21 protein-coding genes are annotated in these 25,263 nt (G+C 36.6%); 5 read left to right on the forward strand and 16 right to left on the reverse strand.

The annotated features are described in order from the left end of the window. The 9 genes from GX311_03205 to GX311_03245 form a co-directional block, all read right to left on the reverse strand. The coding region (locus GX311_03205; GenBank protein ID NLK15384.1) for a hypothetical protein at positions 1 to 716 on the reverse strand (716 nt) is incomplete at its 3' end. A 142-nt stretch (positions 717 to 858) separates the two neighbouring features. Continuing rightward, a complete protein-coding gene (locus tag GX311_03210; protein NLK15385.1) occupies positions 859 to 1,617 on the reverse strand; it encodes a tetratricopeptide repeat protein in 759 nt (252 codons plus the stop codon). A 64-nt stretch (positions 1,618 to 1,681) separates the two neighbouring features. Further along, positions 1,682 to 3,514: a protein BatD gene (locus GX311_03215; protein ID NLK15386.1), complete on the reverse strand. Its 1,833-nt coding sequence runs from the start codon at positions 3,512 to 3,514 to the stop codon at positions 1,682 to 1,684. A gap of 65 nt (positions 3,515 to 3,579) precedes the next feature. Further along, on the reverse strand, positions 3,580 to 4,344 hold the full coding sequence (locus tag GX311_03220) for a tetratricopeptide repeat protein (GenBank protein ID NLK15387.1): 765 nt from the start codon (positions 4,342 to 4,344) through the stop codon (positions 3,580 to 3,582). After that, positions 4,334 to 5,401, reverse strand: a complete 1,068-nt coding sequence (locus tag GX311_03225) for a VWA domain-containing protein (protein ID NLK15388.1) — start codon at positions 5,399 to 5,401, stop codon at positions 4,334 to 4,336. Before GX311_03225 ends, GX311_03220 begins: the two co-directional genes overlap by 11 nt. An 11-nt stretch (positions 5,402 to 5,412) precedes the next feature. Continuing rightward, entirely contained in the window at positions 5,413 to 6,405 is a 993-nt protein-coding gene (locus GX311_03230; GenBank protein ID NLK15389.1) for a VWA domain-containing protein, read from the reverse strand. A gap of 33 nt (positions 6,406 to 6,438) precedes the next feature. After that, a complete protein-coding gene (locus GX311_03235; GenBank protein NLK15390.1) occupies positions 6,439 to 7,446 on the reverse strand; it encodes a hypothetical protein in 1,008 nt (335 codons plus the stop codon). 43 nt (positions 7,447 to 7,489) lie between these two features. Next, positions 7,490 to 8,359: a DUF58 domain-containing protein gene (locus GX311_03240; protein NLK15391.1), complete on the reverse strand. Its 870-nt coding sequence runs from the start codon at positions 8,357 to 8,359 to the stop codon at positions 7,490 to 7,492. Between the two features lie 54 nt (positions 8,360 to 8,413). Continuing rightward, a complete protein-coding gene (locus GX311_03245; GenBank protein NLK15392.1) occupies positions 8,414 to 9,409 on the reverse strand; it encodes an AAA domain-containing protein in 996 nt (331 codons plus the stop codon). 112 nt (positions 9,410 to 9,521) lie between these two features. Between GX311_03245 and truA the strand changes: the two genes are divergently transcribed. Then, the gene (truA, locus tag GX311_03250) at positions 9,522 to 10,310 is read left to right on the forward strand and encodes a tRNA pseudouridine(38-40) synthase TruA (protein NLK15393.1); all 789 of its coding nucleotides are present in this window, start codon (positions 9,522 to 9,524) and stop codon (positions 10,308 to 10,310) included. A gap of 60 nt (positions 10,311 to 10,370) precedes the next feature. Further along, complete coding sequence (locus tag GX311_03255) at positions 10,371 to 11,426, forward strand: agmatinase family protein (protein NLK15394.1); 1,056 nt, start codon at positions 10,371 to 10,373, stop codon at positions 11,424 to 11,426. A 23-nt stretch (positions 11,427 to 11,449) separates the two neighbouring features. Here the strand turns inward: GX311_03255 and GX311_03260 are convergent, their stop codons facing one another. Further along, positions 11,450 to 12,196, reverse strand: coding sequence for a glycosyltransferase family 2 protein (locus tag GX311_03260; GenBank protein ID NLK15395.1), 747 nt, complete (start codon positions 12,194 to 12,196; stop codon positions 11,450 to 11,452). Then, positions 12,183 to 13,853, reverse strand: coding sequence for a glycosyltransferase family 39 protein (locus tag GX311_03265; protein NLK15396.1), 1,671 nt, complete (start codon positions 13,851 to 13,853; stop codon positions 12,183 to 12,185). The genes GX311_03260 and GX311_03265 overlap by 14 nt, the downstream gene beginning before the upstream one ends. Before the next feature lie 306 nt (positions 13,854 to 14,159). Between GX311_03265 and GX311_03270 the strand changes: the two genes are divergently transcribed. The 3 genes from GX311_03270 to GX311_03280 are packed head-to-tail and all read left to right on the forward strand — an operon-like array spanning position 14,160 to position 16,670. Beyond that, positions 14,160 to 15,206, forward strand: a complete 1,047-nt coding sequence (locus GX311_03270) for an ATP-grasp domain-containing protein (GenBank protein ID NLK15397.1) — start codon at positions 14,160 to 14,162, stop codon at positions 15,204 to 15,206. After that, the gene (locus GX311_03275) at positions 15,203 to 16,159 is read left to right on the forward strand and encodes an ATP-grasp domain-containing protein (GenBank protein NLK15398.1); all 957 of its coding nucleotides are present in this window, start codon (positions 15,203 to 15,205) and stop codon (positions 16,157 to 16,159) included. The genes GX311_03270 and GX311_03275 overlap by 4 nt, the downstream gene beginning before the upstream one ends. 25 nt (positions 16,160 to 16,184) lie before the next feature. Continuing rightward, positions 16,185 to 16,670 carry a GNAT family N-acetyltransferase gene (locus tag GX311_03280; GenBank protein ID NLK15399.1) on the forward strand — a complete coding sequence of 162 codons (486 nt, stop codon included), beginning with the start codon at positions 16,185 to 16,187 and terminating at the stop codon, positions 16,668 to 16,670. A 151-nt stretch (positions 16,671 to 16,821) separates the two neighbouring features. Here the strand turns inward: GX311_03280 and uvrB are convergent, their stop codons facing one another. From uvrB to GX311_03305, 5 genes are all read right to left on the reverse strand, one after another. After that, positions 16,822 to 18,843 carry an excinuclease ABC subunit UvrB gene (gene uvrB / locus GX311_03285; protein NLK15400.1) on the reverse strand — a complete coding sequence of 674 codons (2,022 nt, stop codon included), beginning with the start codon at positions 18,841 to 18,843 and terminating at the stop codon, positions 16,822 to 16,824. Continuing rightward, positions 18,840 to 19,838 (reverse strand): hypothetical protein, encoded by a 999-nt coding sequence (locus GX311_03290; protein NLK15401.1) that lies wholly within the window; start codon positions 19,836 to 19,838, stop codon positions 18,840 to 18,842. Before GX311_03290 ends, uvrB begins: the two co-directional genes overlap by 4 nt. 72 nt (positions 19,839 to 19,910) lie before the next feature. Next, on the reverse strand, positions 19,911 to 22,154 hold the full coding sequence (locus GX311_03295) for a response regulator (GenBank protein NLK15402.1): 2,244 nt from the start codon (positions 22,152 to 22,154) through the stop codon (positions 19,911 to 19,913). Further along, positions 22,138 to 22,665 carry a YfiR family protein gene (locus tag GX311_03300; GenBank protein ID NLK15403.1) on the reverse strand — a complete coding sequence of 176 codons (528 nt, stop codon included), beginning with the start codon at positions 22,663 to 22,665 and terminating at the stop codon, positions 22,138 to 22,140. Before GX311_03300 ends, GX311_03295 begins: the two co-directional genes overlap by 17 nt. A gap of 28 nt (positions 22,666 to 22,693) precedes the next feature. Next, the gene (locus GX311_03305; GenBank protein ID NLK15404.1) at positions 22,694 to 25,117 is read right to left on the reverse strand and encodes an OmpA family protein; all 2,424 of its coding nucleotides are present in this window, start codon (positions 25,115 to 25,117) and stop codon (positions 22,694 to 22,696) included. Positions 25,118 to 25,263: the final 146 nt, after the last annotated feature.

Consider the following 25,263-nt stretch of genomic DNA (forward strand, 5'->3'; position numbering starts at 1 on the left):
ACACCAACAGAATCAACCATTAATATATCGTGGTAAGTTTTTTCAACGATAATGCCTTCGGAGTTAAAGTCTTTGCTGCGACTGACAATAATCGCGGCGGCGGCATCGCCAAAGGTTGAGTGTGAAACAAAGTCGTTGTTGTTTATTAAAAAGTGCGACATCGCTTCGGTATGTGCCAAAAGAATGTGGTTAATGCGTGGGTTAGCCTTAAAGTGTTCTATCGCCCGTTTTACTCCTGTGTTGAAACCCGCACAACCACTTGTTAATGACATCACCGGAGATTGATTTTCCGCTCCAACAAAGTAGCACTTTAGTGTTGCAGCGATTCCCGGGGCATGCTCGTGATAAGAGACAGTGCTGACAATCCAACCGTCAATCTGTTCGGGGTCGATTTGTGCATCTTTTATTGCCATATCAACGGCACTGACAAGCAAATCGAGTGTTGTTGGTGCCTCTGCATGATTTTCCTTTGTGGGAGGCCACGGTGCAACGTGGTGTCGCTTGTAAAAGCCCATTTTATGTCCTACAAAATAATCGAACGGACTTACATTGGGATTGCTCTTTTTATACTCAAGATAGTTTTTGCTTTGCAAAATCAAATCTTCGTTAAATCCCTTTAACTGACCGTTCTGAGCTGCTCTGTACAAATCATTGTTTGTAACAGCGTAATCGCCTACTGCGTGACCGTAACCCGAAAATATGTAGTTTATTGACATCTATTTGGAAATTTTAAAGTTATTAGAACACAAATGACACAGATTAAACGGGTTTTTCACAGATAAAAATCTATATAAATCTGTTACATCTGTGTTCCAATTGTTCATTGTTCATTGTTTCATTGCACATTGCTAATTGCTATTAAATTTCTTCAATATCTTTTTTCTGTATCCACCCAACGCGACCATCTTCGAGACGAATTTCATACCACCCCTCAACATATGTCGTGATATTTACAGTCAAGCCCTCGTGAATGGTAAATAGTTTTGTGCCCTCGGCGTGAGGCGTACTTTGAATGGTTACAGATGGTGTCATAATTACCCCTAATGTTCTGTTTATGGCAAACTTGTGCGCCGAGTTTGCTACCACAAAAGATAATATGCTGAATATCAATGCTAAAAAAGCCACTGGAACTGACACTCTTTTTAATTTGTCGTTTAAAGAGCTGAATATAAAAAACATTGAAACTATAAACAGTACAAACAATCCTGCAGTTAAATAAGCCCACGCATTTGGCGACATCGCTGTAAACAGCGATTTATACCAACGTTTGTAAAACGGCGGTTCAATTATATCTATTTTGTCAACAATGAGTTCTTGCGCCATGCTTAAATTGTATCGCGCGTCATCGAAAGAAGGGTCGAGCTTTAGGGCGCGTTGATACCAAAGTATTGCGTTTGGAATTTGCATCTGTTTGTAATAGCAGTTGCCCAAGTTGTAATATATCTGTGACGATTCGTAACCATGCTCAACTATACGCATATAGAGGCGCGCCGAGCTGGCAAAATCGTTGTTTGTATATGCAATCCGAGCCGAGTCTAAATATGGCTGCATATTAGACTGTGCTGATAGTTGAAAGCTAAACAATATAGATGTTATTATAAAAGCTAATTTTCTCATTTTAATTATCTTAACTATTCGATATTGGTCTTGTTGATATTTGTAATCTATTGCAAAAACAGGTTTACTTAATTGCTCTCTCAAGCTGAACAAGCAAATCAACTGCCTGCGAATATACTTCCGCTGATTTTGTTTTAACAGCTGTTGGTGCATATCGTGCCATTTCACACAAATCTGCAAGTTCAGCCACTTTAGAGATTAGCTCTTCGCTTACTTCTCTTTCTCTCATCTCCTCAAACACACGTTCGCGGTTTAGACGCGACTGGTCTATCGCTAATTTATCGCCCAAGTACTGCCACAAGGCTCTCAGAACCTCATCATAGACTTGCGCATCTTTGTTGTCGCGTACAAGTTTTTTAGCTGATTTTAATCTATTACGCGATAATTTCGCAGCTCTCTTGTTTCTAACTTTTACTATATCAGACCTATCCTGAGCCTGTTTTCGCTTTAAAATCAGAAATATAACAAACAACAATAGAGGTAACAGATAGATTGTCCAAAAGAGTGGCGTGGCGAAGAAGTACGAGCCTTTGTATTTTAAATCCAAGTCGCCTGTCTGTATAAATCTGATATCTGAACCTATATCGCGCACATCTCGCCGTGCTGGACCTGTTACTATACTTTGAGAGGCATCTTGCGCCCCTTGCTCTACGGTTATCTCAAACGGTCCTGCCGACAGTTTTTTGTACGATTTGGACGATGTGTCGAAATATGAGCAGCTGAAAGCTGGAATTGTGTAAGTCCCTGCATGACGCGGAATTATAACATAATCCCACAGAATGACTCCCGTTGACCCCTGCGATGTTGTCTTAACGTTGACATCTTTTTTGGGGTCATAGACCTCAAAATCAGTGGGGAAGGTAATTTGTGGATTATCGACAAACTTAATATTTCCGGTGCCTGTCAGTTTAACTTTCAGATTTAGAGCGTCATTGGTTTTAAGCTCATTTCTACTGACTGAGGCATCAAGTCGCATTTGTCCCACGCCTCCTGTAAAGTCGGATGGACGTGGCTCCGGCAAAGGTTTAACATCAACTCTTACAACTGGGCTACTGTTAGCAACCTTGAAACGGCGGACATTTCCACCGAAAAACGATTCAAAAGGATCATTTGTCCGAACTCTTTCCGTAACAATGGCTTCAATGGTAAATGGGTCGATTTCAATGGTTCCGCTCTTCTGTGGCATTAGCTGATACTTGGCTACTAAGCCCGCCTGATATATCCTGCCATTGATATTTTCGCGTTGCAGTTGTATTTGCGTAACCGTTTCGATATCCTCCTTAAAAAAGCCTGTAAACTTGGGGAACTCAACTTTCTCAAATCCGCTTAAATTCAGGGTTGTATAGAGTTTCAGGGTTGCCACGATAGCCTCGCCCTGATAAACACTTTTTCTATCAACATGTACGCGAACAAAGAAATCGTCTTCGTTGCTTGCCAATTTTTCGCTTCTACTTGACTGTTGTCCTTGTCGTTGGGCTGGTTGCTGTTGTTGCGCCGCCCCTTTTACAACCTCGATTGTGACAGCTCGCGACTGCACTTTTTTACCCTCAAAAACCACGGTAGCAGGTTCAATTGTGTGTGTGCCTTCAGTTACAGCCTCGAGGACATATGTGTAAGTAATGGAAAATGATGAGCTCATTTTACCATTAATAAGTTGCATTTGTTGACTGCGTGACACGCCGGGTCCCGAAAGTAGCCGAAAAGCATCTGGCAACGTAAATTCGGGTGCATCAGTGCGCTCGTTAACGGTGTATGTCAACTGGAAACGTTCGCCTGTCTGCACTACGCGGGGGGCACTTGCCTGAATTTCGGTCTGCGCCTGCAACGTGGCTGTGCAACAGCAAACTGCCAAAAACGTTAGCGATATCGTGATTTTATAAAGTTTATTGATTGACATTCTTCTCAAAATAATCAGTTAAATAGTAAGTTTTATAGATACAAAATTACAATAAATCACTAACTCTACCAATCTCTTGTCGATTTAGGACGTGATTTCGATTTCTTTTGTCGGTTCAATCTTTCTTGAACATTCTGTTCTTCATTTTGCAATGCTTCAAGAATACGTGCTGCGTCTTCTTTCGAGTATTTTTCTTTATCATCTTGTTGATCTTCTTTCTCCTCAGCCTCTTGCATCTGTTGCTCTTGAGCCTGTTGTTCTTCTGCTTGTTGCTGTTGCCCCTGCTGTTGCTGTTGGTCTTGCTGATTGTCTTGATTATCCTGATTTTCGTCGTTTTGTTGCTGCTGTTGCTGGTCTTGCATTTGGTTCAACTTGCTTTGGGCTAAAGCTAAATTATATTTTGTCTCTATATCATTTGGGTTTCTTCTGAGTGCGTTCTTATACGACTCAATGCTCTCTTTAATTTTTCCTTGCATTAATTGCGAATTTCCCAAATTGTGGAAAATTTTCGCACTGATAGTATCGTGTGCAATTGTGTTTTGTATGGCTTTATACTCTCGCTCAGCCATATCGTAGGCTTTGAGCTTAAAGTTGGTGTTTGCAAGATTATATTTGGCTTCATACGATGTTGGAGCCTTTTCGATTGCTTGTCGATACATTTCGGCTGCTTTTTTCATTTTTACGGTATCAACCTGACCTGTATCGCCAATTGCCGATTTGTAATAGTCGTTTCCCGATCGTATATATTTGCGCTCTTTCTGACTATAAGCCACTTGCGTTGCTGATAATAACAATATCAGTGCAATATTTAGAATTTTACTACTTCTCATTTTTACTATATGTTAGCTTAAAAAATCTTTTTTGTATTTTAAGTGGATTAATTTTCTGCCAAAATTGTGATTTTCTTTCAGCAATTAACAATTCTAAAATCAATAATATAAAGCTAAGTGCTGCGATAAAAACAAACTGTTCTTCATATTCGGCAAATACTTTTTCCACAACTTCGCCTTTTTCAATTTTATTCAGCTCATCGAATAGATTTGAAAGCCCTACTCTTTGGTTGTTTGCACGGATATATGCGCCATTTCCTGCAGAGGCTAATTGTTGCAACATTCCCTCGTTAAGCCTTGTAATAACGGTGTTTCCTTGTCTGTCGCGATGAAAGTCGTTTGGTCTGTTTTTTATGGGAATTGGAGAACCCTCAGGCAATCCCATTCCTAAAGTAAATATTCTAATTCCTTGTTCAACAGCACTTTGAGCCAACTCAATAGCTTTATCTTCGTGGTCTTCGCCATCGGAAATAATAATTATGGCTTTGTTCCTAACATCTGAGTTTGAGAATGATACAAGTGCCCGATTTATCGCAGTAGAGATATCAGTTCCTTGATTGCTAATTAGTTCGGGTTCAACCATATCGACAAACATTCTGGCTGCTCCGTAATCGCTTGTCATGGGAAGTTGTGTAAATGCGTCGCCAGCAAAGACTATCAAGCTAATGCGGTCGTTTTCTAATTGCCCAATAAGCTGATTTATAGCACGTTTAGCCGCAGTAAGCCTGTTTGGTTTAATATCTTCAGCTAACATACTGTTTGATATGTCTAAAGCTATCACTAGCTCCAAGCCTTGTCGCTTAACTTCTTCTGTTCTTACGCCATATCTGGGTCTTGATACCAAAAAAACCAATGATATCACAGCCAATGACCAAACAATAAACTTATATACAGGTCGTAATGTTGAACGTTTTGGCATGAGTTGTTCAACTATGCTTGCCTTGCCAAGTTTTTTAATTCTTTGGTTAATGATATATCGCCATGCAATAAAGGCCGCTATCGCTATGGGGATAAGCCAAAGAAGTTTCAAATATTGCGGGTTTCCAAACTCAAACATAATGTTACTTTTTAAGGAATAGTTTTAAAAATAGTGTTTCTTAAGAGAAACTCGATCAAAATCAATCCAAGTGCTCCAACTGCAAACATAAGGTATGCCTCTTGTTTTTTGCTATACTCTTTTACTTCGATTTTAGTTTTTTCCAATTGGTCAATCTGCTCGTAAATTTTGGTTAATGTCTGTTTATTTGTTGCTCTAAAGTATTGACCATCAGTCAAATCAGATATTTGTCGCAACAAATCTTCGTCAATTTCGGTTTTCATATTTTGATATTGAATACCAAACGGCGTTTGCACAGGATAAGGTGCCTCGCCCATTGAACCTATGCCAACAGTATATGTCCTGATACCGAACGTTTTAGCTATCTCGGCGGCTGTAATTGGGTCAACCGAACCAGAATTGTTAACTCCGTCTGTCAGCAGGATAATGACCTTACTCTTAGCATCGCTATCGCGCAAACGACTGACGGATGTTCCTAATCCTGAACCTATTGCGGTTCCATCAGCGATAATTCCTGCCTTGATATCTGAAATTAAATTGATAAGAACGGCATGGTCGGTTGTCAGTGGGCATTGGGTAAAGCTCTCGCCGGCATATATTACCAAGCCTATTCTATCGTTTGGACGTCCGCTGATAAATCGTTGGGCAGTCTCTTTTGCTACCTCTAACCTATCGGGCTTGAAATCGCGGGCTAGCATACTGCCTGAAATATCTAAAGCGATTATAATATCTATCCCCTCAGTTGTCTGAGTTTCCCATGCACGCGATGATTGCGGACGCGCCATTACTACAATAAGCAACGAAAGTGCCAATATTCTAAGAAGAAACAGCACGTGACGCAGATATATGCGCCATCGGTTTGCACCAGCCTTAAATGCCTCTAAACTACTGGTTTGATAAGAAGCATACTGCTTTTTCTCCTTTAAAATGTACCACGCAATAAGTGGCAACAGAAGAAAGAATAAATAAAAATATTCCGGATTTGCGAATGTATAATTGAACATTATATTATTGTTAAAATCTTATAATTCAGTTCGTTAATTTGATTTACCACTCTCATCATTTTGAGAGTTAACCCCCTCTTGTTCTGGAACAACCTCTATTTTGGTTTTTAAAACAAAATCGTAGGCTTGCTCTAAATATTTGATATGCTCAGAAGCCAACGGTTCAAATTTTGCAAACTTTACCAAGTCGGCTGTTTCAAGGAACTCGAGCAATTTTGTTTGTAACTCTTTTTCAATCACCTTTTTAACTTTCAGTATCTGCGATATATCAGTTGTGGAGCTTTCAAGAGCCATTATCTCATATCGTAGTTCAAGGTATCGTCTCAGAATTTCAGAAAGTTTTGAATAGTAGTCTTTTATCTGCCCTCGTTGCCAATATTTCTTCTCGGAGAGCAAATCGAGTTCGCGCAACGCATAAACGTGAGCCTCCTCCTTGGGAATCTCCTCAACTATTTCAACTACTTTTCTCTTACGGTTTTTCAATAGCCAAAGAACCAAAAAGACAATAATTAAAGCTATAACTATTATTATCAAATAAGGCATATACTCATGAAAGAACTCCTTGATGGTCAGCGGAGTATCTAACGGCAATTTTATATCAGCTACTCTTGTTTCTGCGCTATCAATTTGGATTGTTTGTACCCCAAAAAAGAGTGGATTAGTATAAATTGTGTCAACTACATTAGATTTATAGCGCAGCATCACTGCAATTGGGTTAATATAATAATATCCGCTATCGAACGATGTTAATACATAACGTTTTCTGATTATTGAACGGCCGTTATCATCAATTGTGTCAAATGGTAAATCTTTAAGAATTTCAACGTTCTTGATGATTGTATCAGTGTAAACAGGAAATTGAACAAAAGCAGAGTCATAATTTTCAACATCAATTTGCAGTGTAACATGGTCGCCAATAAGAAGCAGTGTAGTATCTAAATCTGCTTTTGCCTGTGGCATACGCAGACTTGTTTGCGCATGACTTTTTACCACAAACATTGATATTAATAGTAGTAAAAATATCTTTGATATAATTCTCATATTCAACTATTTAGTTATTTATAATAGTCTATGGTATAGACTATTACATCGAACGCATTTTAAACATTTTCATTAAAGGTATTACATAATCCTCGTCTGTTCGTATATCAACAGAGTCAACACCACTTCGAGTAATTGACTTGGAAAAATATTGACTCAATTTCTCTTTCCATTGTTGATATAGCTCGCGGTTTTTGGTTCTTGAAGTATCAACCCAAAACTCTTTGTTAGTTTCGGCGTCCAACATTCTAATCAATCCTACATTTGGCAAAGCGTCTTCAAGCGGATCACTAATTCTTAGAGCAACTAAATCGTGCTTGTTGTTGGCTATCATCATGGAACGTTCGTAGCCTGTATCAATAAAATCGGATATAAGAAAGGCTGTGCAACGCTTTTTTATTGCTCCCGTGAAAAACTCCAATGCATTGTTAATATCGGTTCCTTGTTCTTCGGGTTCAAAAGTTAGTAACTCGGTGATAATCCGCAATATATGTGTACGTCCTTTTTTAGGTGGAATAAATTTTTCTATCTTATTTGTAAAGAAAATAACTCCAACTTTATCGTTATTTTGAATTGCCGAGAACGATAGCACAGCTGCGAGTTCGGTCATCAAATCACGCTTCATTATACTGTCGGAACCGAAGTTGCGCGAGCCGCTTAAATCTACAATCAACATTACGGTTAACTCTCGTTCCTCTTCAAAAACCTTTACATACGGGTGATTGAAACGAGCCGTGACGTTCCAGTCTATATCCCGAATCGGGTCGCCGTATTGATATTCGCGAACCTCGCTAAATGTCATTCCCCTACCTTTAAATGCGGAATGATATCTACCGGCAAAAACCTGTCGAGTAAGACCTCTGGTTTTAATCTCAATCTTACGGACTTTTTTTAATAAATCACTTGTTTGCAAAGTACTTAATTTAAATGTTCGTAATTTTTCTTAACTAAAAACTGAAATTAACCACTATGGCACCTCAATTGTATTTAGCACTTGATCAATAATATCCTCAGAGGTAATATTCTCTGCTTCAGCTTGATATGTAACACCTATTCTGTGTCTTAAAACATCGTGGCACACGCTTCTGATATCCTCAGGTATAACATATCCACGGCGTTTGATAAAAGCATAAGCCTTTGCCGCGCGAGCCATACTGATACTTGCACGAGGAGAGCCTCCATAAAATATCATCTCTTTTAACTCGGGCAGTTTATATTGATCTGGAAATCGTGTAGCAAACACAATATCAACAATATATTTCTCTATTTTTTCGTCTAAATAGACCTCTTTTACAACTTCACGAGCTTTAACAATCTCGTCAGCTGTAACAACTTTGTTGGCTTTTGGATACTCTTTTAATAAGTTTTGTCGCATTATCAGCTTCTCTTCTTCTATGGCAGGATAATCAACAACCGCTTTGAGCATAAAACGGTCCATTTGCGCTTCAGGTAGTGGATATGTTCCCTCTTGCTCAATTGGGTTTTGCGTTGCCAATACCAAAAAAGGATTTGGAAGCTTATGCGTTGTATCGCCGATTGTTACTTGCTTTTCCTGCATTGCTTCGAGCAAAGCACTCTGAACTTTAGCAGGCGCACGGTTAATCTCATCAGCCAAAACGAAATTTGTAAAAACAGGTCCTTTTTTTACTTCAAAGGTCTCTTTCTTTTGACTGTAAATCATTGTGCCGATAACGTCTGCAGGCAAAAGGTCGGGAGTAAATTGAATGCGGTTAAAACCGGCATCAACCGTTTGAGCTAATGTGCTAATTGCCAATGTTTTTGCTAATCCGGGCACGCCTTCGAGTAAAATATGTCCATCGGACAACAAGCCTATTAAAAGGCTCTCAACTAATTTTTTTTGCCCTACGATTACCTTATTCATTTCCAGAATAATAAGCTCAGTAAATGCGCTCTCTAATTTTATACGCTCATTTAGTTCACGAATATCAACTGTCGAATTCATATTTATAAAAGTTAAGTTTAAATTTGCATTTTAAGAAACATCTACAAAGGTAACGTCCTTTATTGATGTTTGGTTTGATTTGAGTGTAAACTTTAACTGAATTTTAACTGAAATGCGATATTTTATAAAAATTGCTTTCTGCGGAACTAACTATTTCGGGTGGCAAAAACAGCTAGATGCAGTGACTGTACAGGAGGTTCTTAGTGAACGGATATCGAAACTGTTACGCTCTGAAACCGATATTGTGGGCGCCGGCAGAACGGACACGGGTGTACACGCATTGGTGTATTACGCTCATTTCGACACTGTTGAAAAAATCGAGGATTGTGAAAATATGGTTTACAGACTAAACAAAATGTTGCCAAACGATATTGTTGTTTATGATATTTTTAGTGTCGATAGCAATGCGCACGCCCGATACGATGCGATTTCGAGAACTTATCACTACTACATTGATACGCAAAAAAATCCGTTTACCGAGAAATTTATGAGCTATCGCTATCAGCCAACCGATTTTGATTTGATGAACGAGGCTGCAATGTATCTGCTACAGGTCTCAGATTTTAGCAGTTTTTGTAAAACGGGAAGTGATAATAAAACCACTATCTGTAAGGTTACCGAAGCGCAATGGCATCAAATAAACAGCTCGCAATACTTTTTTAGAATTACCGCCGACCGCTTTTTAAGGAATATGGTCAGGGCGATTGTAGGGACACTGTTTGACGTTGGAGAGAAGAAAATCAGTTTGGACGAGTTCTATTCAATTATAAATAAGCGCGATAGATGCGAAGCGGGGGAATCTGTTGAGGCTAAGGGGTTGTTTTTGGCAGATGTTAGGTATCCGTTTATTAAGGGAAAAGACGGTATATCAATTAATCACGAACCCTTAATTTTTATATAAAAATATTGCCAAATAGTTGTATATTTGAAAGCTGATTATTAAACTGTTAACTATTATTTCGTGAATAAAAACTCATTTAACCCACACGATACAGGAATAAAAAATGGAAACTATTTCGGTTTCCCCAATAATCCTGATTCTTGCGATGTCCTGCTAATAAGCGTTCCGTGGGACGTTACTGTCTCATACAGACATGGGACATCACTCGGTCCAGAGTCAATAATTGAAGCATCTGTACAGTTAGATTTCTTCGATTACGAGATTAAAAATGCTTGGGAAACATCAATTGCTTCACTGCCAATTAGCAATGAAATAAAAAAGCAAAACTCTGAACTTAGAAAGCTTGCAGAAGAGATAATCCAAAAATTGGAACTTGGAGAGCCTTTAGACGAAAAACTAATTAATAATCAGAAGCATATAAACGCTCAATGCGCAAAGCTAAACCGCTCAATAAAAGATATTTGCTCCGCTCACTTATCCGACAATAAACATATTGGAATTGTAGGTGGCGACCACAGTGTTCCGTTAGGTTTGATTGAAGCTCTTTGCGAAAAACACGATAGCTTTGGAATACTACATATTGACGCTCACGCCGATTTAAGAGATAGTTACGAGGGGTTTGAATTTTCTCACGCCTCAATTATGTTTAACGTATTGAAACATAAGAATATATCTAAACTCGTACAGGTTGCTATTCGTGATGTCTCTGCACCAGAGGTTCTCCTATCTGAAACTGATAAAAGAATTTCTGTTTTTTCAGACTACCATTTGAAAGAGGCTGAATACAACGGAAAAACATGGAACCAACAGTGTTTAGAGATTGTTGAACAACTGCCCGAAAAGGTCTATATCAGTTTCGATATTGACGGACTTACGCCCGACCTATGCCCAAACACAGGAACTCCCGTTCCCGGCGGATTGGATTTCAACAAAGTTATACACCTACTGCATGTTTTACACCGCAGTGGTAAAACTATTGTTGGATTCGATTTGTGCGAAGTAGCCCCCGGCAAGGATAACGATTGGGATGCGAACGTTGGGACGAGGGTTTTATATAAACTTTGCCAGATATCAATTAACAATGAACAATTACGAATTACGAATACGGTTAGCTGAGCGGAGCGTTATAACTTTCCATATCACTTTTTCTTCAAATAGGAGCACTTTTTAATTCCTGTTTTATGAAAAAAGTATTTGAAAGAAACTCCAATTACTCCCAACCCATATTTTATACTACGACTAAGATTAATTGATGAGGCTTCCTTAAAGTATTTTGTAGGGCAAGTTATTTCAGCTATTTCAAACCCTGCATTGAAAACTTGTGCTATCATTTGGTTGTCGAAAATAAAGTCATCTGACAGCTTTTCATAATCTATTGACTGTAAAACATTAGCCGAAAAAGCTCTGTAACCTGTATGATATTCTGAAAGTTTTTGATTTAGCATTATATTTTGAAACAGGGTTAACATTCTGTTAGCTATATATTTATATATTGGCATGCCTCCACGTAATGCTCCTCCACCCAATATTCGAGAACCAAAAACAACCGGGTAAGCATCATTAGCTATCAAATATGCCATTGAATGAATTAATGCAGGATCGTACTGATAATCAGGGTGAAGCATTATTACAATATCTGAATTTAGTTCTAATGCCTTATTGTAACAGGTTTTTTGATTTCCGCCGTATCCTCTGTTTTTTTCGTGTTTAATAATGTGTTTAATCCCTATTTTGTTGGCTACTTCAATCGTATTATCTTTACTGCAATCATCGACCAATACGACATTATCGACAATATCAAATGGAATTTCGTTATATGTTCTTTCGAGTGTTTGCTCTGCGTTATAAGCTGGTAAAACAACAGTAATTACTTTATTCTTTATCATAATCGGTTTTTAAAACATCTTTTCTGGTGATAAATACAAATCCGTTTTTCTCACCTATCACTTTTAAATTTGGATATTTGTTTAAATAATTTTCCACCCTATCATTTTTCGACACAAAATATACATCTTTATCAACATGCCCATTTATCAGCCAATCTTTATTACTACTTTCTAAGCTTTCACTTTTAGGTTTTAACGTGTAAAAATAGTGTGCATAGCTTTTAAATCCAAGCGTTTCGACATATACATCAGCATCTTGCATTGATTTATAGAAATCAATTGCTGCTCGTTGTGTATATCCTTCAACTTTGGTAATCACGAATATAAGCGTAAGATTGATATATAAAAATGAGGATATAGCAATAGCTAACAAACCACGTTTAATATTTATTTTAATCGTTAATAAATAATATAGCACCCCTATCAACAATACTAAACCGATAATAAATTCAAATCCCGTCCAATTAACATCTGCTTGCAAGTTGGCAACTGCAAAGACATCTTTTATTCTGCCCTTAACCAATAACCAAGGCTTAATATTATCAAAAACAGATATAAGAAACATTGGTATTGCAAAAATCAGGGCAACAAGGATAATCAAAACATTTGTCCACCATTTTACCCGGTGCTTTTTATTAACAATTTCATAAATGCTCCATGTTGCAAGATATGTGACAGGAAAATAAGCAAGCGATGAGTAGTGTAATATCTTGGTTTTTACTATGGTAAATAGAATCAAAACCGTAAACAATAGAATTATCATTACTTGACGAATATGTTTCTCGTAATCTGTTATTGATTTTGGCTTACGTAATCCCAACAAAGCAAAAATAGAGGCAGGGAAAACACCCAAAAAGACTACCACAAAATGGTATAATAAAAAGCCTCCATGTCCGGCATCCTGCGTTTTAAAAAGTCTGATTTGATACTCTATAAAATCAGCCATTACATGATAGTTTCCTGTTAATATCTGTAGGATAAACCAAAAGCCACCTGTAAAAGCTAAAACACCTATGAAGAGTAATATATCTTTAATTTTGAATTTAATTTCAAATTTCCTAATAATCAACAATATAGCCCCAACCAAAGCAAAGATTAAAATTGCGACAGGACCTTTTGTAAGAGTACCTAAACCAATAAACAGACCCGACAGGATTGCCTGACGTGTTCTTCTTCCCGTATAATCCTTATCTGCGTATTTCGTTGCATGATATATACCCAGGAAAATAAACAGATTGAACCACGGGTCAATTATTCCTGATTTGAAATAGAAAAATGGCAGAAACGAGCATGCATAACTTAAGACCCAAATAATCCCAAAAGTTTTGTTTTTCATCTCTTTACCCATTCTGTAAAGGACTAATAGTGTAACAACACCGCATATTGCATTTGGGAAACGTGCTGCAAATTCATTTACACCAAATATCCACATTGATAGTGCCTGCATCCATATAAAGAGCGGAGGTTTTTCCCAAAACGGCTCGAAATTAATTTGGACTGTCAGAAAGTCGCCTGTTACCAACATCTCTCTGGCTGACTCTGCAAAATTAATTTCGTCCCAGTCAAACAGATTAACCTGACCTAAAAATAACGAAAATATAATTATACCTAATACAGAGATAATTATATAGTTTTTGTCTTTAATTTTTAAACCCAAAATTGAAAATAGTTACTTAATAAAATTCCACAAAAATAGGCATTTACGCTGTTTTGCAAAGGTAGATAAAAATCGTCGATTGAGGCTAAAAAAATTAATTTGATTTTTTCTTAATAAAACAAAATTTGATTGTTATATATAATATTAAATCATACATTTGTATTGTATTTTTATCGTTTAACACTCTTACCACATATATCTGGTACATAATCATTTGCATTTACGATTGTCGTAAAAAGAGTTTACAAAACAAGAGTGTTTAAATAGTAAAACTACAATAAAATAACTTTAAACTCATCTATGCAAATGTTTATTGGATTAACTTACGACTTAAAGTCATTATACCTGTCACAAGGTTACCTGCCGGACCAGGTTGCTGAATTTGATTCAGAGGAGACAATTTCAGCCATTGAAAACACACTAAACTTATTGGGACACAAAACCGAACGCATTGGCAATATTCATGAACTTACAATAGCATTAGCAAAAAGGAAGCGCTGGGATTTAGTATTTAACATCGCAGAGGGCATGTTTGGTCGCGGACGTGAAGCACAAATTCCTGCTCTATTGGAAGCGTTCGAAATTCCATTTACCTTCTCCGATTCATTAACGATGGCACTTACACTTGAAAAATCTGCAACAAAAAGATTTTTAAGAGATCAAGGTATTAGCACGGGAGCTTTCTGGGTAATCGATTCTATGGATGAGTTGAAGAAGCCTAATTTCAATTATCCGTTATTTGTTAAACCTGTTGCAGAGGGCAGCGGTAAGGGCATCGATGAAGCGCCTATCGTGAATAATTTTCGTGAACTAAAAGCTGACGTTGAAAAATTGCTTACAATATATGGTCAGAGAGTGCTGATTGAGGAATACTTACCTGGTAGGGAATTTACTGTTGGTATTGTGGGTACAGGGAAAAACGCCAAAGTTATCGGTAATATCGAAATTATTTTCACAGATCCAAAAAGTAACAAGATTTACAACCTTGAAACTAAAAACGATTATGAAAACAGGGTTATATACAAACCATGTTCGGGTCCTCTCTCAAAAGCCTTACACGAGCTTGCTTTAAAAACCTACCGACTACTAAACTGCCGCGATGCTGGACGAGTTGATATTAAACTTAATAAAGTTGGAGTTCCAACATTTTTAGAAATCAATCCATTAGCAGGAATTAATCCCATACACAGCGATTTGCCAATACTATCAAGAATGAATGGACTTGACTATACAGAACTAATCAGGCTAATAATAGCATCGGCTTCGGAAAGAGTTGTAAATAATAAACATGTGTTGTTTGATTACTATTCTACTATCGGAAAATCAGTCAAAAATCGCAACACACAAAAATGAAAATAGCAATTTTATATAACAAAGTCAGCGAAAATGCCGCCGATGATGAGAGTGATGTTTTAGATCAGGTTGAGTTAGTTGAAAATAATCTTATAAAACTTGGACACACAGTTAAGCATATACAGATAACTTTGGATATGCAAAGCACTAAAAATGAACTTATTGACGGAGATTACGATGCTGTTTTTAATCTTGCTGAAAGTATTGACAATCACGGAGAGTTAATCACTTTTGGACCTGCATTAGTTGATGTCCTAAAAATTCCATATTCAGGCTCATCTTATGAAGCGATATTTTTGACGACCAATAAGCCTGTAACAAAAATTCTGTTAGAACATAGCAGTATTCTTACGCCTCAGACAATTTCACCTCAGAATATCAACGCAATAGATATAAATAAAAGATATATAATAAAGCCTATCTGGGAAGATGGCTCGCTGTTTCTTGACGAGGATTGCGTTGTGTATGGCAAAGAACTGATTGATAGAATAATAGATATTGATTTCAGATACTTTTTTGTGGAACAATATATTGACGGGAGAGAGTTCAATATCAGCATATTAGCACAGTTGTCTAAAGAGCCACAAGTGCTAAAACCTGCTGAAATTGTTTTTAAAAATTATTCTGGCGATAAACCGAAAATTGTTGGATACTCAGCAAAGTGGGCGGAAGAGAGTTTTGAATACAAAAACACGGTTAGAGAGTTCCCTTCTATTGGCCAAACCCTTCATGATAAGCTAAATAAAGTTTGTACAGACTGTTGGAAACTGTTTAAACTTAAGGGTTATGCTCGTGTTGACATTCGCTTAGACGAGCACGAAAACCCTTATGTTCTTGAGATTAACGCAAACCCCTGCATAAGCCCCGACAGTGGCTTTGTGGCTGCATTAAAAGAGAGTGGAATTACAGAAACAGAGGCTATTGAACGGATAATTAATGATTTGAATAACTAAAACTAACGTAAGTCATTGTAACAACATGGATATCAGCAATATAAAACTACGCACAAATATCAATAAAGAAGATCTTATCACATTACCAGAAATAACTAAGCTAAGTGAATACTTTTACGATGAAGAGGTTGAAATTGTTGAAGAAATTGCAAATGAAACATATAACAACCCAATATGTGGGTATTTATGGGTAATTGCCGAAGTTGACAATAAAACTGTTGGATTTGCAACATACGGCAAAGTTCCAGGCTCATTCCATTCTTGGGATTTATATTGGATAGTAACTGGTAAATCGCTTAAAGGGTGCGGTATTGGTAAAAAAATTTTAAATTTTGTTGAGTCTGAAGTGGTAAAAAACAGTGGGAAATTACTAATTGCCGAAACCAGCGGAAGGGAGTTATATTACGATACTCGAGCATTTTATATTGCATGCGGATATATGTTAGAAGCTGTTATTAAAGAGTTTTACGGTCCGTCTGATGACAAAATGTTTTATGTGAAAAGGTTTTAAAACTATTACCGCATATTTAACAAAAAAGGAACGGCAGGCTCCTAAAAAGGTACACCCACCGCACAACAAAAGTACAATACTTTTTATTAAAAACCAAACAAAGTAAATTAGTTTCAAATTAAGGCCATATCAATTTATGTATTAAACAAGACTATTTCTTATCTCTCTTCTCGATTAATTTCTCAATACTCAACATCTCATCGCGATAGCGCGCTGCATTCAAAAAATCTAAATCTTTTGCTGCTTGCTCCATATTTTTCTTGGCTGCTTTCATTAGTGACTCTAAATCTTTTTGAGACATATATTTAAAAATCTCTTCGGCAACTGATTTAGATTCGGTATCGTGTGGCTTATACACTTTTGGTTTGTTAGCTGGCAATATTTCTGTCAATACCTCCGACTGTTTTTTTACAATCTGTTTGGGAGTGATATTGTGCTTTTTATTAAACTCTATCTGTTTTGACCTTCGGCGATTGGTCTCATCAATAGTGAGCTGCATTGAGTTGGTTATTTTGTCGGCGTACATTATAACTTTACCGTTTAAATTTCTAGCTGCTCTTCCTGCTGTCTGTGTTAAAGAGCGTTCTGAACGTAAAAATCCTTCTTTATCTGCATCTAATATTGCAACCAAGCTCACTTCGGGTAAATCAAGCCCTTCTCGCAGAAGGTTTACTCCTACCAAGACATCAATTGTACCTTCACGGAGTTGCATTAGAATTTCAACACGGTCGAGCGTTTCTACCTCTGAGTGAATATATTTTGAGTTAACATTTAACTTTTCGAGATATTTATGTAGCTCCTCAGCCATTCTTTTGGTAAGTGTAGTAACTAAAACTCTCTCTTTTTTATCAACACAAAGCCTAATCTCTTTTAACAAATCGTCAACCTGATTTAGTGCTGGTCTAACCTCAATAACTGGGTCTAACAAGCCTGTCGGTCTCACAACTTGCTCAACTACAACGCCTTCTGAGCGTTCTAATTCATATTCAGCTGGTGTGGCACTGACATATATTACGTTATTGGTAAGCGACTCGAACTCCTCAAATTTTAAAGGTCTGTTATCGATCGCGGCTGGTAGCCTAAATCCATATTCAACCAATGTTGTCTTACGACTGTTGTCGCCACCATGCATTGCCCTAATCTGAGGCAAGGTAACATGCGACTCATCAATAACAGTTAAAAAGTTTTTCGGGAAATAGTCCAACAGACAGAAAGGTCTGGAACCTTCGCTCCTGCCATCGAAATATCGAGAGTAATTCTCTATGCCTGAGCAGTATCCTAGTTCGCGTATCATTTCTAAGTCGAAAGTAACTCTATCTTGAAGTCTTTTTGCTTCAAGATGTTTTGATTGTTTCTTAAAATACTCAACACGTATATCCAAGTCCTTTTCAATCAGCCTTATAGCTCTATCAATTCTATCTTTCGTGGTTACAAAAATATTTGCGGGGAATATTGTCAATTCCGAGCGTTTTTCGATTGTGGTTCCGTCTATTGGATTAAAGGTTGCAATATCATCAATCTCGTCTCCCCAAAATGATACTCTTATCGCAAATTCTCCATACGCCACCCATATTTCTACTGTATCGCCACGAACACGAAACTTCCCACGAGCAAATATGTTTTCGTCACGGCTATAAAGCGACTCAACCAATTTTCGTAAAAACAAGTTTTGCGCAATTGTTTGACCTTTTTTAATGGTTATTGTGTTCTCGTAGAAATCATCGGGGTTACCAATACCATAAAGACATGACACAGAGCTAACTACAATAACATCGTTGCGTCCGCTTAACAGAGCTGATGTTGCCCTAAGTCTTAATTTCTCAATTTCGTCGTTTATACTTAGGTCTTTTTCAATATATGTGTCACTAACAGGCAGATAGGCTTCTGGCTGGTAATAATCGTAATAAGAGACAAAATATTCAACTTGATTTTCGGGGAAAAACTCTTTAAACTCTGCGTACAGTTGTGCAGCCAAAGTCTTGTTGTGGCTAAGCACCAAAGTTGGAAGTTGCACTTTTTCGATAACATTTGCTATTGTAAATGTTTTTCCCGATCCAGTAACACCAAGAAGAGTCTGAAACCTATTTCCATCAATTATATTTTGAGCTAACTGCTGAATGGCTTCCGGTTGATCGCCCGCTGGGCTATAGTCAGATACAACCTTGAATTTCATCTCTTTAGATAAAAGTATATCGGAAAGTGATCGCTGTAGCCGTTATAATATTTTTCTCCGCTATATGTTCTTGAAGGGGCAAGTTCTCCCTTTTTTGTTTCGTAGCAAATCCATTCGGGCGAGAAAATAAAGCCTTTTCCGTCAGTTCGTAATCCTCTCTTTTTATTTACCAATGATTTAGATATCACGATATTATCAAGCATACTAAACTCGCTTCTAAAGAAATATGTTCCCTTGTTCTCTTCGTACAACGGATACATTATGTTTATTAGTTCCACATTCGCGTCTATTGTTTTGGCTCCTAACACATGATAAACAGCTGTATCGCCCGGAGTGTCGTTGAAATCGCCCATAATAATAAGTTGTGACTTTGAATTTCTTGCTAAAAGCGAATCTACATAATAGCGCAAAGTTTCTGCAGCAATAATTCTTGTGCGTTCAGTTTTTTCTGCTCCACCCACGCGGCTTTTCCAATGATTAACAAACAGATACAAAGTGTCTTTCGCCACAAGACCTTTTACATACAAAATATCACGTGTTCGGTATCTCTTTAGCGTATCAGTATATACAGGTAAAGGTCTCTCTTCCATCAGTTTAAATCTGTTACTATATAGCATTGCCACATCAATTCCACGAGGGTCGGGACTGTCGAAGTGAGAAATACCATATTGATTTTTAATTAATAGTTCTTGCTTGGCTAAATCTTCAACAACCGTCCTATTTTCAACTTCTATCAACCCAACAATATCGGGCAATCTCTCCGAATCAATTGAAGCTATCACTTTTGATAGATTTAGTAGCTTGTTGTTATATTTTTCAGTATCGTACTGTTTTTTACCTTGTGGAGTAAAGTCCACATCTAATCCAGAACTTTGAATTGTATCGAACAGATTTTCAACATTATAATTAACAACCAAGAATGTTTTTGATGTTTGACACGAAACAAAAACTATAATAATTATAACGCTTGCAAAAAGGTTAATTTTGTTTTTCATTGATTTTAAAAAGTTAAAGAGAGTTTAGAAAAATATCATAAATGCTTAAAAACATTCAATATGAACATTTGTCTAAACACTTTTTTTATAGGACTTTAATTCAGAAATCATATCACCAATTGATTCGACAAAAATATTAAATAAAGGTCTTATTTCGGCTTCATTTGGAGATTCTTTAGATAACATTTCAATCTGCTTCATAACCAATCTCAAATTGTGGTTTCCCATCATTGCAAATGATGATTTTAAACTGTGCGAAACCAATGCAACATTTTTCCAATCGTTTTGGTCTAAGCCTATTTCGAGCTTTTCGCGATACTCAGGTATTTGCTCTAAGAAAGTATCTATAAAATCGCATATCAAGTTATTATCATTTCCAGTAGCCTCTCTTAAATAGCCAAAGTCGAGATGATCGTAATTTAATAGGTCAGGGTAATGTTTATCTATTAAAAAGTCTATTTTCGATATCAATTCATCTGGCTTATATGGCTTGGAAATGTAGTCATCCATTCCTTCGCTCAAACATCTCTCCTTTTCGCCTTTAATTGCAGCTGCTGTTACTGCAATAATCGGGATGGTGTTTACTGGCGAACTCATTTCGTTTCTGATATGGCATGTCGTAGAATATCCATCCATTTCTGGCATATGCAAGTCCATCAAAATGAGGTGGTAATGATTTTTTTCTAACTTTTCGATTGCCTCAACGCCCGATTCTGCATAATCAACCTGAAATCCGCTGTTTTGCAAAATGGAAACTGCAAGCAATCTATTGATACGATTATCTTCTACTAATAGAATTTTAACTTTACTTCTTATAGGATTTACAGTATCAATCTTCTCTATTTCAACCACATCAGATGCTTTATCAACTGGTGTGTACGTTATTCCGTACGTTATGGTAAACGAAAATTCCGAGCCTAAGCCTTTACGGCTTTTTACGGTCATCTGTCCGCCCTGCAACTCTACCAACTGCTTTGAAATCGTGAGACCTAAGCCTGTTCCGCCATACTTTCTTGTTGTGCTACTCGATTCTTGGCTAAATGATTGGAATATATCATCTAATTTCTCTTTGTTTATTCCAATTCCTGTGTCGATAACGCTAAATTGCAGAGAGATTGCATCTTCTACTCTGTCTATTACCCTGACTACAAGATTAACATAACCTTTTTCCGTAAATTTTATTGCGTTGCTTATCAGGTTGGTAAGTATTTGCGACAGGCGAAGCTCATCGCCAATTAATGTTGGAATATTATCAGGTATTTTATATTTCAGCTGTAAACTTTTTTCATTAGCTTTTACAATTTGCTGTGATATATTCTTTTCAATAACAGCTGACAAATCAAACGGTTTCTTTTCAAATTCAAGCTTACCCGCTTCAATTTTTGAGAAATCTAAAATATCATTAATAATTACAAGTAATGACTCTGCCGATACCATAATATTATCAAGATATCCGCGCTGAACCTGTGACATCTGCGTCTCTGACAACAAACTTCCCATGCCAAGTATTCCGTTCATGGGTGTTCTTATTTCGTGGCTCATATTGGCTAGAAAACGCTCTTTTGCTTTAACCGAACGCTCCGCTTGTTCTTTTGCATATAGTAGAGCAACATTCTGCTCCTCTATTTGCGATAACATTGTATTAAAACCTTTGTTAAGGTAACCTATTTCATCATTTCTATCATCTTGTGCCCTTATAGAGAAGTCGCGTTTTTCGGAAACCTCTTCCATAACTTTTGCAAGTTTCATAACAGGCTTTGTTATAATCTCTTGAAGTTTAATTGCTAATAAAAATGCTATTGCCAGTGATGTAAGTAAAATAATAGCAATTATATTAACAAAACTCGATATACGCTCATTATACTCCTCAAGATCGGCAAAAATAGAGACCTTGCCAATTTTCTCATCTCCTAAATAGACATTCCGCCAAACATAAAAACCTGTTTCTAATAATACAGAACTATCTTGCTCAGATAAAAATAGAGGTTTTTCATAATTTGTAATATTGTCGGTATATTTAGCTAAAGTATCTCCAGAAGCTAAACATATGCTTGCACTCCTAATATTTGGGTTTGCGGACAAAGAAAAAAGTATTTCATGCGCAGCAGCAACATCTTTAAACATAAGTGCGGCAGTACTATTGTTGCCGATAATACCCGCCATCATTTGTAAGTTATTTAATGTTTTATGTTCAAACTGTTTTCGGTCATAGGCAAAAAATATACCTCCTGCCAAAACCAAGGCTATTAGAGTAATAATAATAATTACTCCTACAACTTTTATTTTTATAGATATATTATTAAAACTCCACTTCATTGATAGCAACTATCTTAGCTAAAGACAACAGCTTGGAACTAATGATTATTTCATTGTTTTTTGCCGTTGTATTGTTTATTTCAAATCGGTTTCGGGAATATTGTGGAGTAAAGTTTATTATACCTCCAATTTGACAAAATCCATCTAAACCATCTCCAATTGTTAATATTGGTTTGTTTCTGACCGCTCTTATCAATTCAATCATCTCACCTCTAGTTATTCTCCCAACAAATAAAATATGACATTGCTGTATCTGAGAAGGTTTATTATAATATTTTACAACAAAAGCTCTATTATTTACTGTGTTGTTTCTTATGGTACGCTTGATAATATCTCCAAACATATCCATACCGTAAACTCCTATTACATACGGTGATGTACTACTTGAAAAACACGATTCTGGCCACGTAATAAATTTAACGAAATTATAAATATATCCCGCTTTTACCTCGTACTCAGTATATTGTTGAGAATAAAGATCGCTCTTTGTTGGCAGTAAAACTCCCAACATAAACAAAATGAATATTGTTTTAAGCAACTTATTCATAGCTTGTTAGCTCAAATACATTAATCTCAACACGACGTTTTAAACCAAAAACATCTTTAATATCTTTAAGTTCAATGGGCGAATAATCAATACCATGAGGTGTCACTATTGCCCTGGACTTATCAACACCTAATCCAGAAATATGTTTTAAAACTGATTTTGCTCGTCTTTCAGATAAATGCAGATTATATGATTCTGCTCCTTGGGGATCAGTATAACCGTGCAGTTCCACTCCTAATTTACTGTTATTATTCATCAAATCAGCTACTGACTTAATTACCGGATAAAACTTTGACGCAATAGCTATATCATTAAGATCAAAATAGATAGTCTCTCTGAAAACGATACGTCTGTCCGATTCTTTCGAGTTACGGAATTTTAACCCTGAGTCTCCCTCATCTGTAATCTTGGGCACTTTAATCCTCTGTTCATCAGTTTTTACGGGTGATACTGTTAATAATGTATCACTTCTGTAAATTTGCTCTGTGAGTGATTTCGAAGGATCGCCTCCCCTGTAATATGTAGGAGAGACAACAACTTCATCGTAAAGCGTGTTATGATCCAATAGTGCCAAGCTCAAACTATCTGTTTTTTCGATGGCTTCTCCAATTAAATCAAATAGTGCAGAATAATCCTTATCTGATGAATATTGATTTTGATGTTTTGTTGAAACCATTTTGTCCAAATTCTCTAATCCAATGCTATCTGTTTGACATATTATATCTCCTATCAATTGTAATAAATGATCATAGTTTTTTTGATCATCATCACTGACATCAACAATTAAACTGTCGCCCAAATATGTTTTATAAATATCGTAGAAAGTATTTCTAACTTTCAGGTTTTCACCAACTCGTTGATTTTGAATTTCAATTGACTCAAGAATAACCTCTTGATACAATTCATAAAAATATTTTTGTTCAGGGATAAAAACACTAATCAATTGTGGTAAAAACCCATCGGCTTCAATATAAATATCATAGTTTCTTCCGGGAGGGAATATCATTAAATATTTGCCCGTAAACTCATCGGGGCTATATGCATATTTTATCCTCTCCTTTGTTTCATTATCATAAACTTTAATTTTAGCTTTGTGAGGTTTGGGTGGTGTTCCTGCCTTTATTGATCCCTTAACCATTGTTAGAGGGATATTTTCTTGCAAATCTGTCGAAAATATTTTGTATCTGCTTGGATAAAAGTTTATTGCTTGTGCAAAAAATGCTTTCTGACCTTTTGCGTCAATTCTGAAATACTTGTCTTCATATACAGTATTTGCGAAATCAATACTTACGGGAGTTGTCCAAAAGCCATCCTCGTTCAAATATGAAGTGTACAAATCATATCCACCTATTGACTGGTGTCCTTCTGAAGCAAATATTAATCTTTTCCCATCAGGATGCCAGAATGGCATATCCTCATTATGAGGAGTGTTAATGGTAGGACCAAGATTAACTGGATTTGACCATGTCCCATCAGAGCCAAGCTCAGAGCTATAGAGATCTATACCTCCCACTCCACCTGGACGGCTACTACTGAAAATACATGATTGTCCATCATGACTAAACGAAATACCATATTCGCCAAAACGACTATTAATAGCATCTGGCAATCTCTCAATATTTACAATTTTCGTATCCTTAATCTGCGATGAATACAGATTGCACGATGTTTTTTCTCCCACTGACAGGTATAGTGTAAATCCATCAAAAGAAAGACCTGCCAAATCAACTTGGTTAATATCCATATTATCAGGCAGTTCTAGCTCTATTGGCTCCGTCCAAATATTACCACCATCACTTTGGGATATCATAAAACTTTTCCTCATGCTATTAATATCATTTACATCGTAAGGGTAGGAAACGCGTGTAAATATCATAGTCTGCATATCTGTAGAGATAAGAGGAGAATATTCAGAGTAGGCTTTATTAATGGTTTGCGGTAAAAGTTTTATACTTTTTTGCGTTCTATTGCCGGCTATCTTTTTAGCGTTAGCCGAGGTTTCAATCATTCTTTCGCAATATTTTACAAATCCATCATCATAGGTTGCTTTATTTAAATATGTAGAGAACTGTTTTATTGCTTTATCAAAAGCAAAAGTTTGATGATAGAGCGTTCCCAAATGCCTATGAACCTCGATAGGCACATTACGCATTTTTTGTGCTCTTTCAAAATATGGTATTGCATTAAGTTCCTGACCTTTAATCTCTAAGTAAGTTTTTCCAATCCAATAAGAGGGATTTAGGTCGTTTTTGGTTATTGAATCTGCAGAGCGAAAACAAGCAAGGGCTTGTTGATACTTTTGATTGGAATATAGACTCTGACCGGTCTGCATCAATGATTTAAAACTAGTCTGAGCGTTCACGAAAGCAACGGATACAGAGAATATAAACAGAAAAATGGTAGTTATTTTTTTCACTTAAATAATAATTTTTCGCTAAGTTAAACATTATGCAGTACTTAAAATAGCTTTGAAAAGATTATTTTTGACATACGTACAACAATTATCTACAATTACAAAACTACTGATTAATTCACTTTGTTGCAATAATCTACTGATTACTA

The sequence above is a fragment of the Bacteroidales bacterium genome, assembly GCA_012519055.1.
Classification (GTDB): Bacteria; Bacteroidota; Bacteroidia; order Bacteroidales; family Salinivirgaceae; genus JAAYQU01.

Bases quoted from the DNA above. Each gene is read 5' to 3' on its own strand.
- GX311_03210 (NLK15385.1), bottom strand. From the start codon at position 1,617: ATGAGAAAATTAGCTTTTATAATAACATCTATATTGTTTAGCTTTCAA.
- GX311_03215 (NLK15386.1), bottom strand. From the start codon at position 3,514: ATGTCAATCAATAAACTTTATAAAATCACGATATCGCTAACGTTTTTG.
- GX311_03220 (NLK15387.1), bottom strand. From the start codon at position 4,344: ATGAGAAGTAGTAAAATTCTAAATATTGCACTGATATTGTTATTATCA.
- GX311_03225 (NLK15388.1), bottom strand. From the start codon at position 5,401: ATGTTTGAGTTTGGAAACCCGCAATATTTGAAACTTCTTTGGCTTATC.
- GX311_03230 (NLK15389.1), bottom strand. From the start codon at position 6,405: ATGTTCAATTATACATTCGCAAATCCGGAATATTTTTATTTATTCTTT.
- GX311_03235 (NLK15390.1), bottom strand. From the start codon at position 7,446: ATGAGAATTATATCAAAGATATTTTTACTACTATTAATATCAATGTTT.
- GX311_03245 (NLK15392.1), bottom strand. From the start codon at position 9,409: ATGAATTCGACAGTTGATATTCGTGAACTAAATGAGCGTATAAAATTA.
- truA (NLK15393.1), top strand. From the start codon at position 9,522: ATGCGATATTTTATAAAAATTGCTTTCTGCGGAACTAACTATTTCGGG.
- GX311_03260 (NLK15395.1), bottom strand. From the start codon at position 12,196: ATGATAAAGAATAAAGTAATTACTGTTGTTTTACCAGCTTATAACGCA.
- GX311_03270 (NLK15397.1), top strand. From the start codon at position 14,160: ATGTTTATTGGATTAACTTACGACTTAAAGTCATTATACCTGTCACAA.
- GX311_03275 (NLK15398.1), top strand. From the start codon at position 15,203: ATGAAAATAGCAATTTTATATAACAAAGTCAGCGAAAATGCCGCCGAT.
- GX311_03280 (NLK15399.1), top strand. From the start codon at position 16,185: ATGGATATCAGCAATATAAAACTACGCACAAATATCAATAAAGAAGAT.
- uvrB (NLK15400.1), bottom strand. From the start codon at position 18,843: ATGAAATTCAAGGTTGTATCTGACTATAGCCCAGCGGGCGATCAACCG.
- GX311_03290 (NLK15401.1), bottom strand. From the start codon at position 19,838: ATGAAAAACAAAATTAACCTTTTTGCAAGCGTTATAATTATTATAGTT.
- GX311_03295 (NLK15402.1), bottom strand. From the start codon at position 22,154: ATGAAGTGGAGTTTTAATAATATATCTATAAAAATAAAAGTTGTAGGA.
- GX311_03300 (NLK15403.1), bottom strand. From the start codon at position 22,665: ATGTTGGGAGTTTTACTGCCAACAAAGAGCGATCTTTATTCTCAACAA.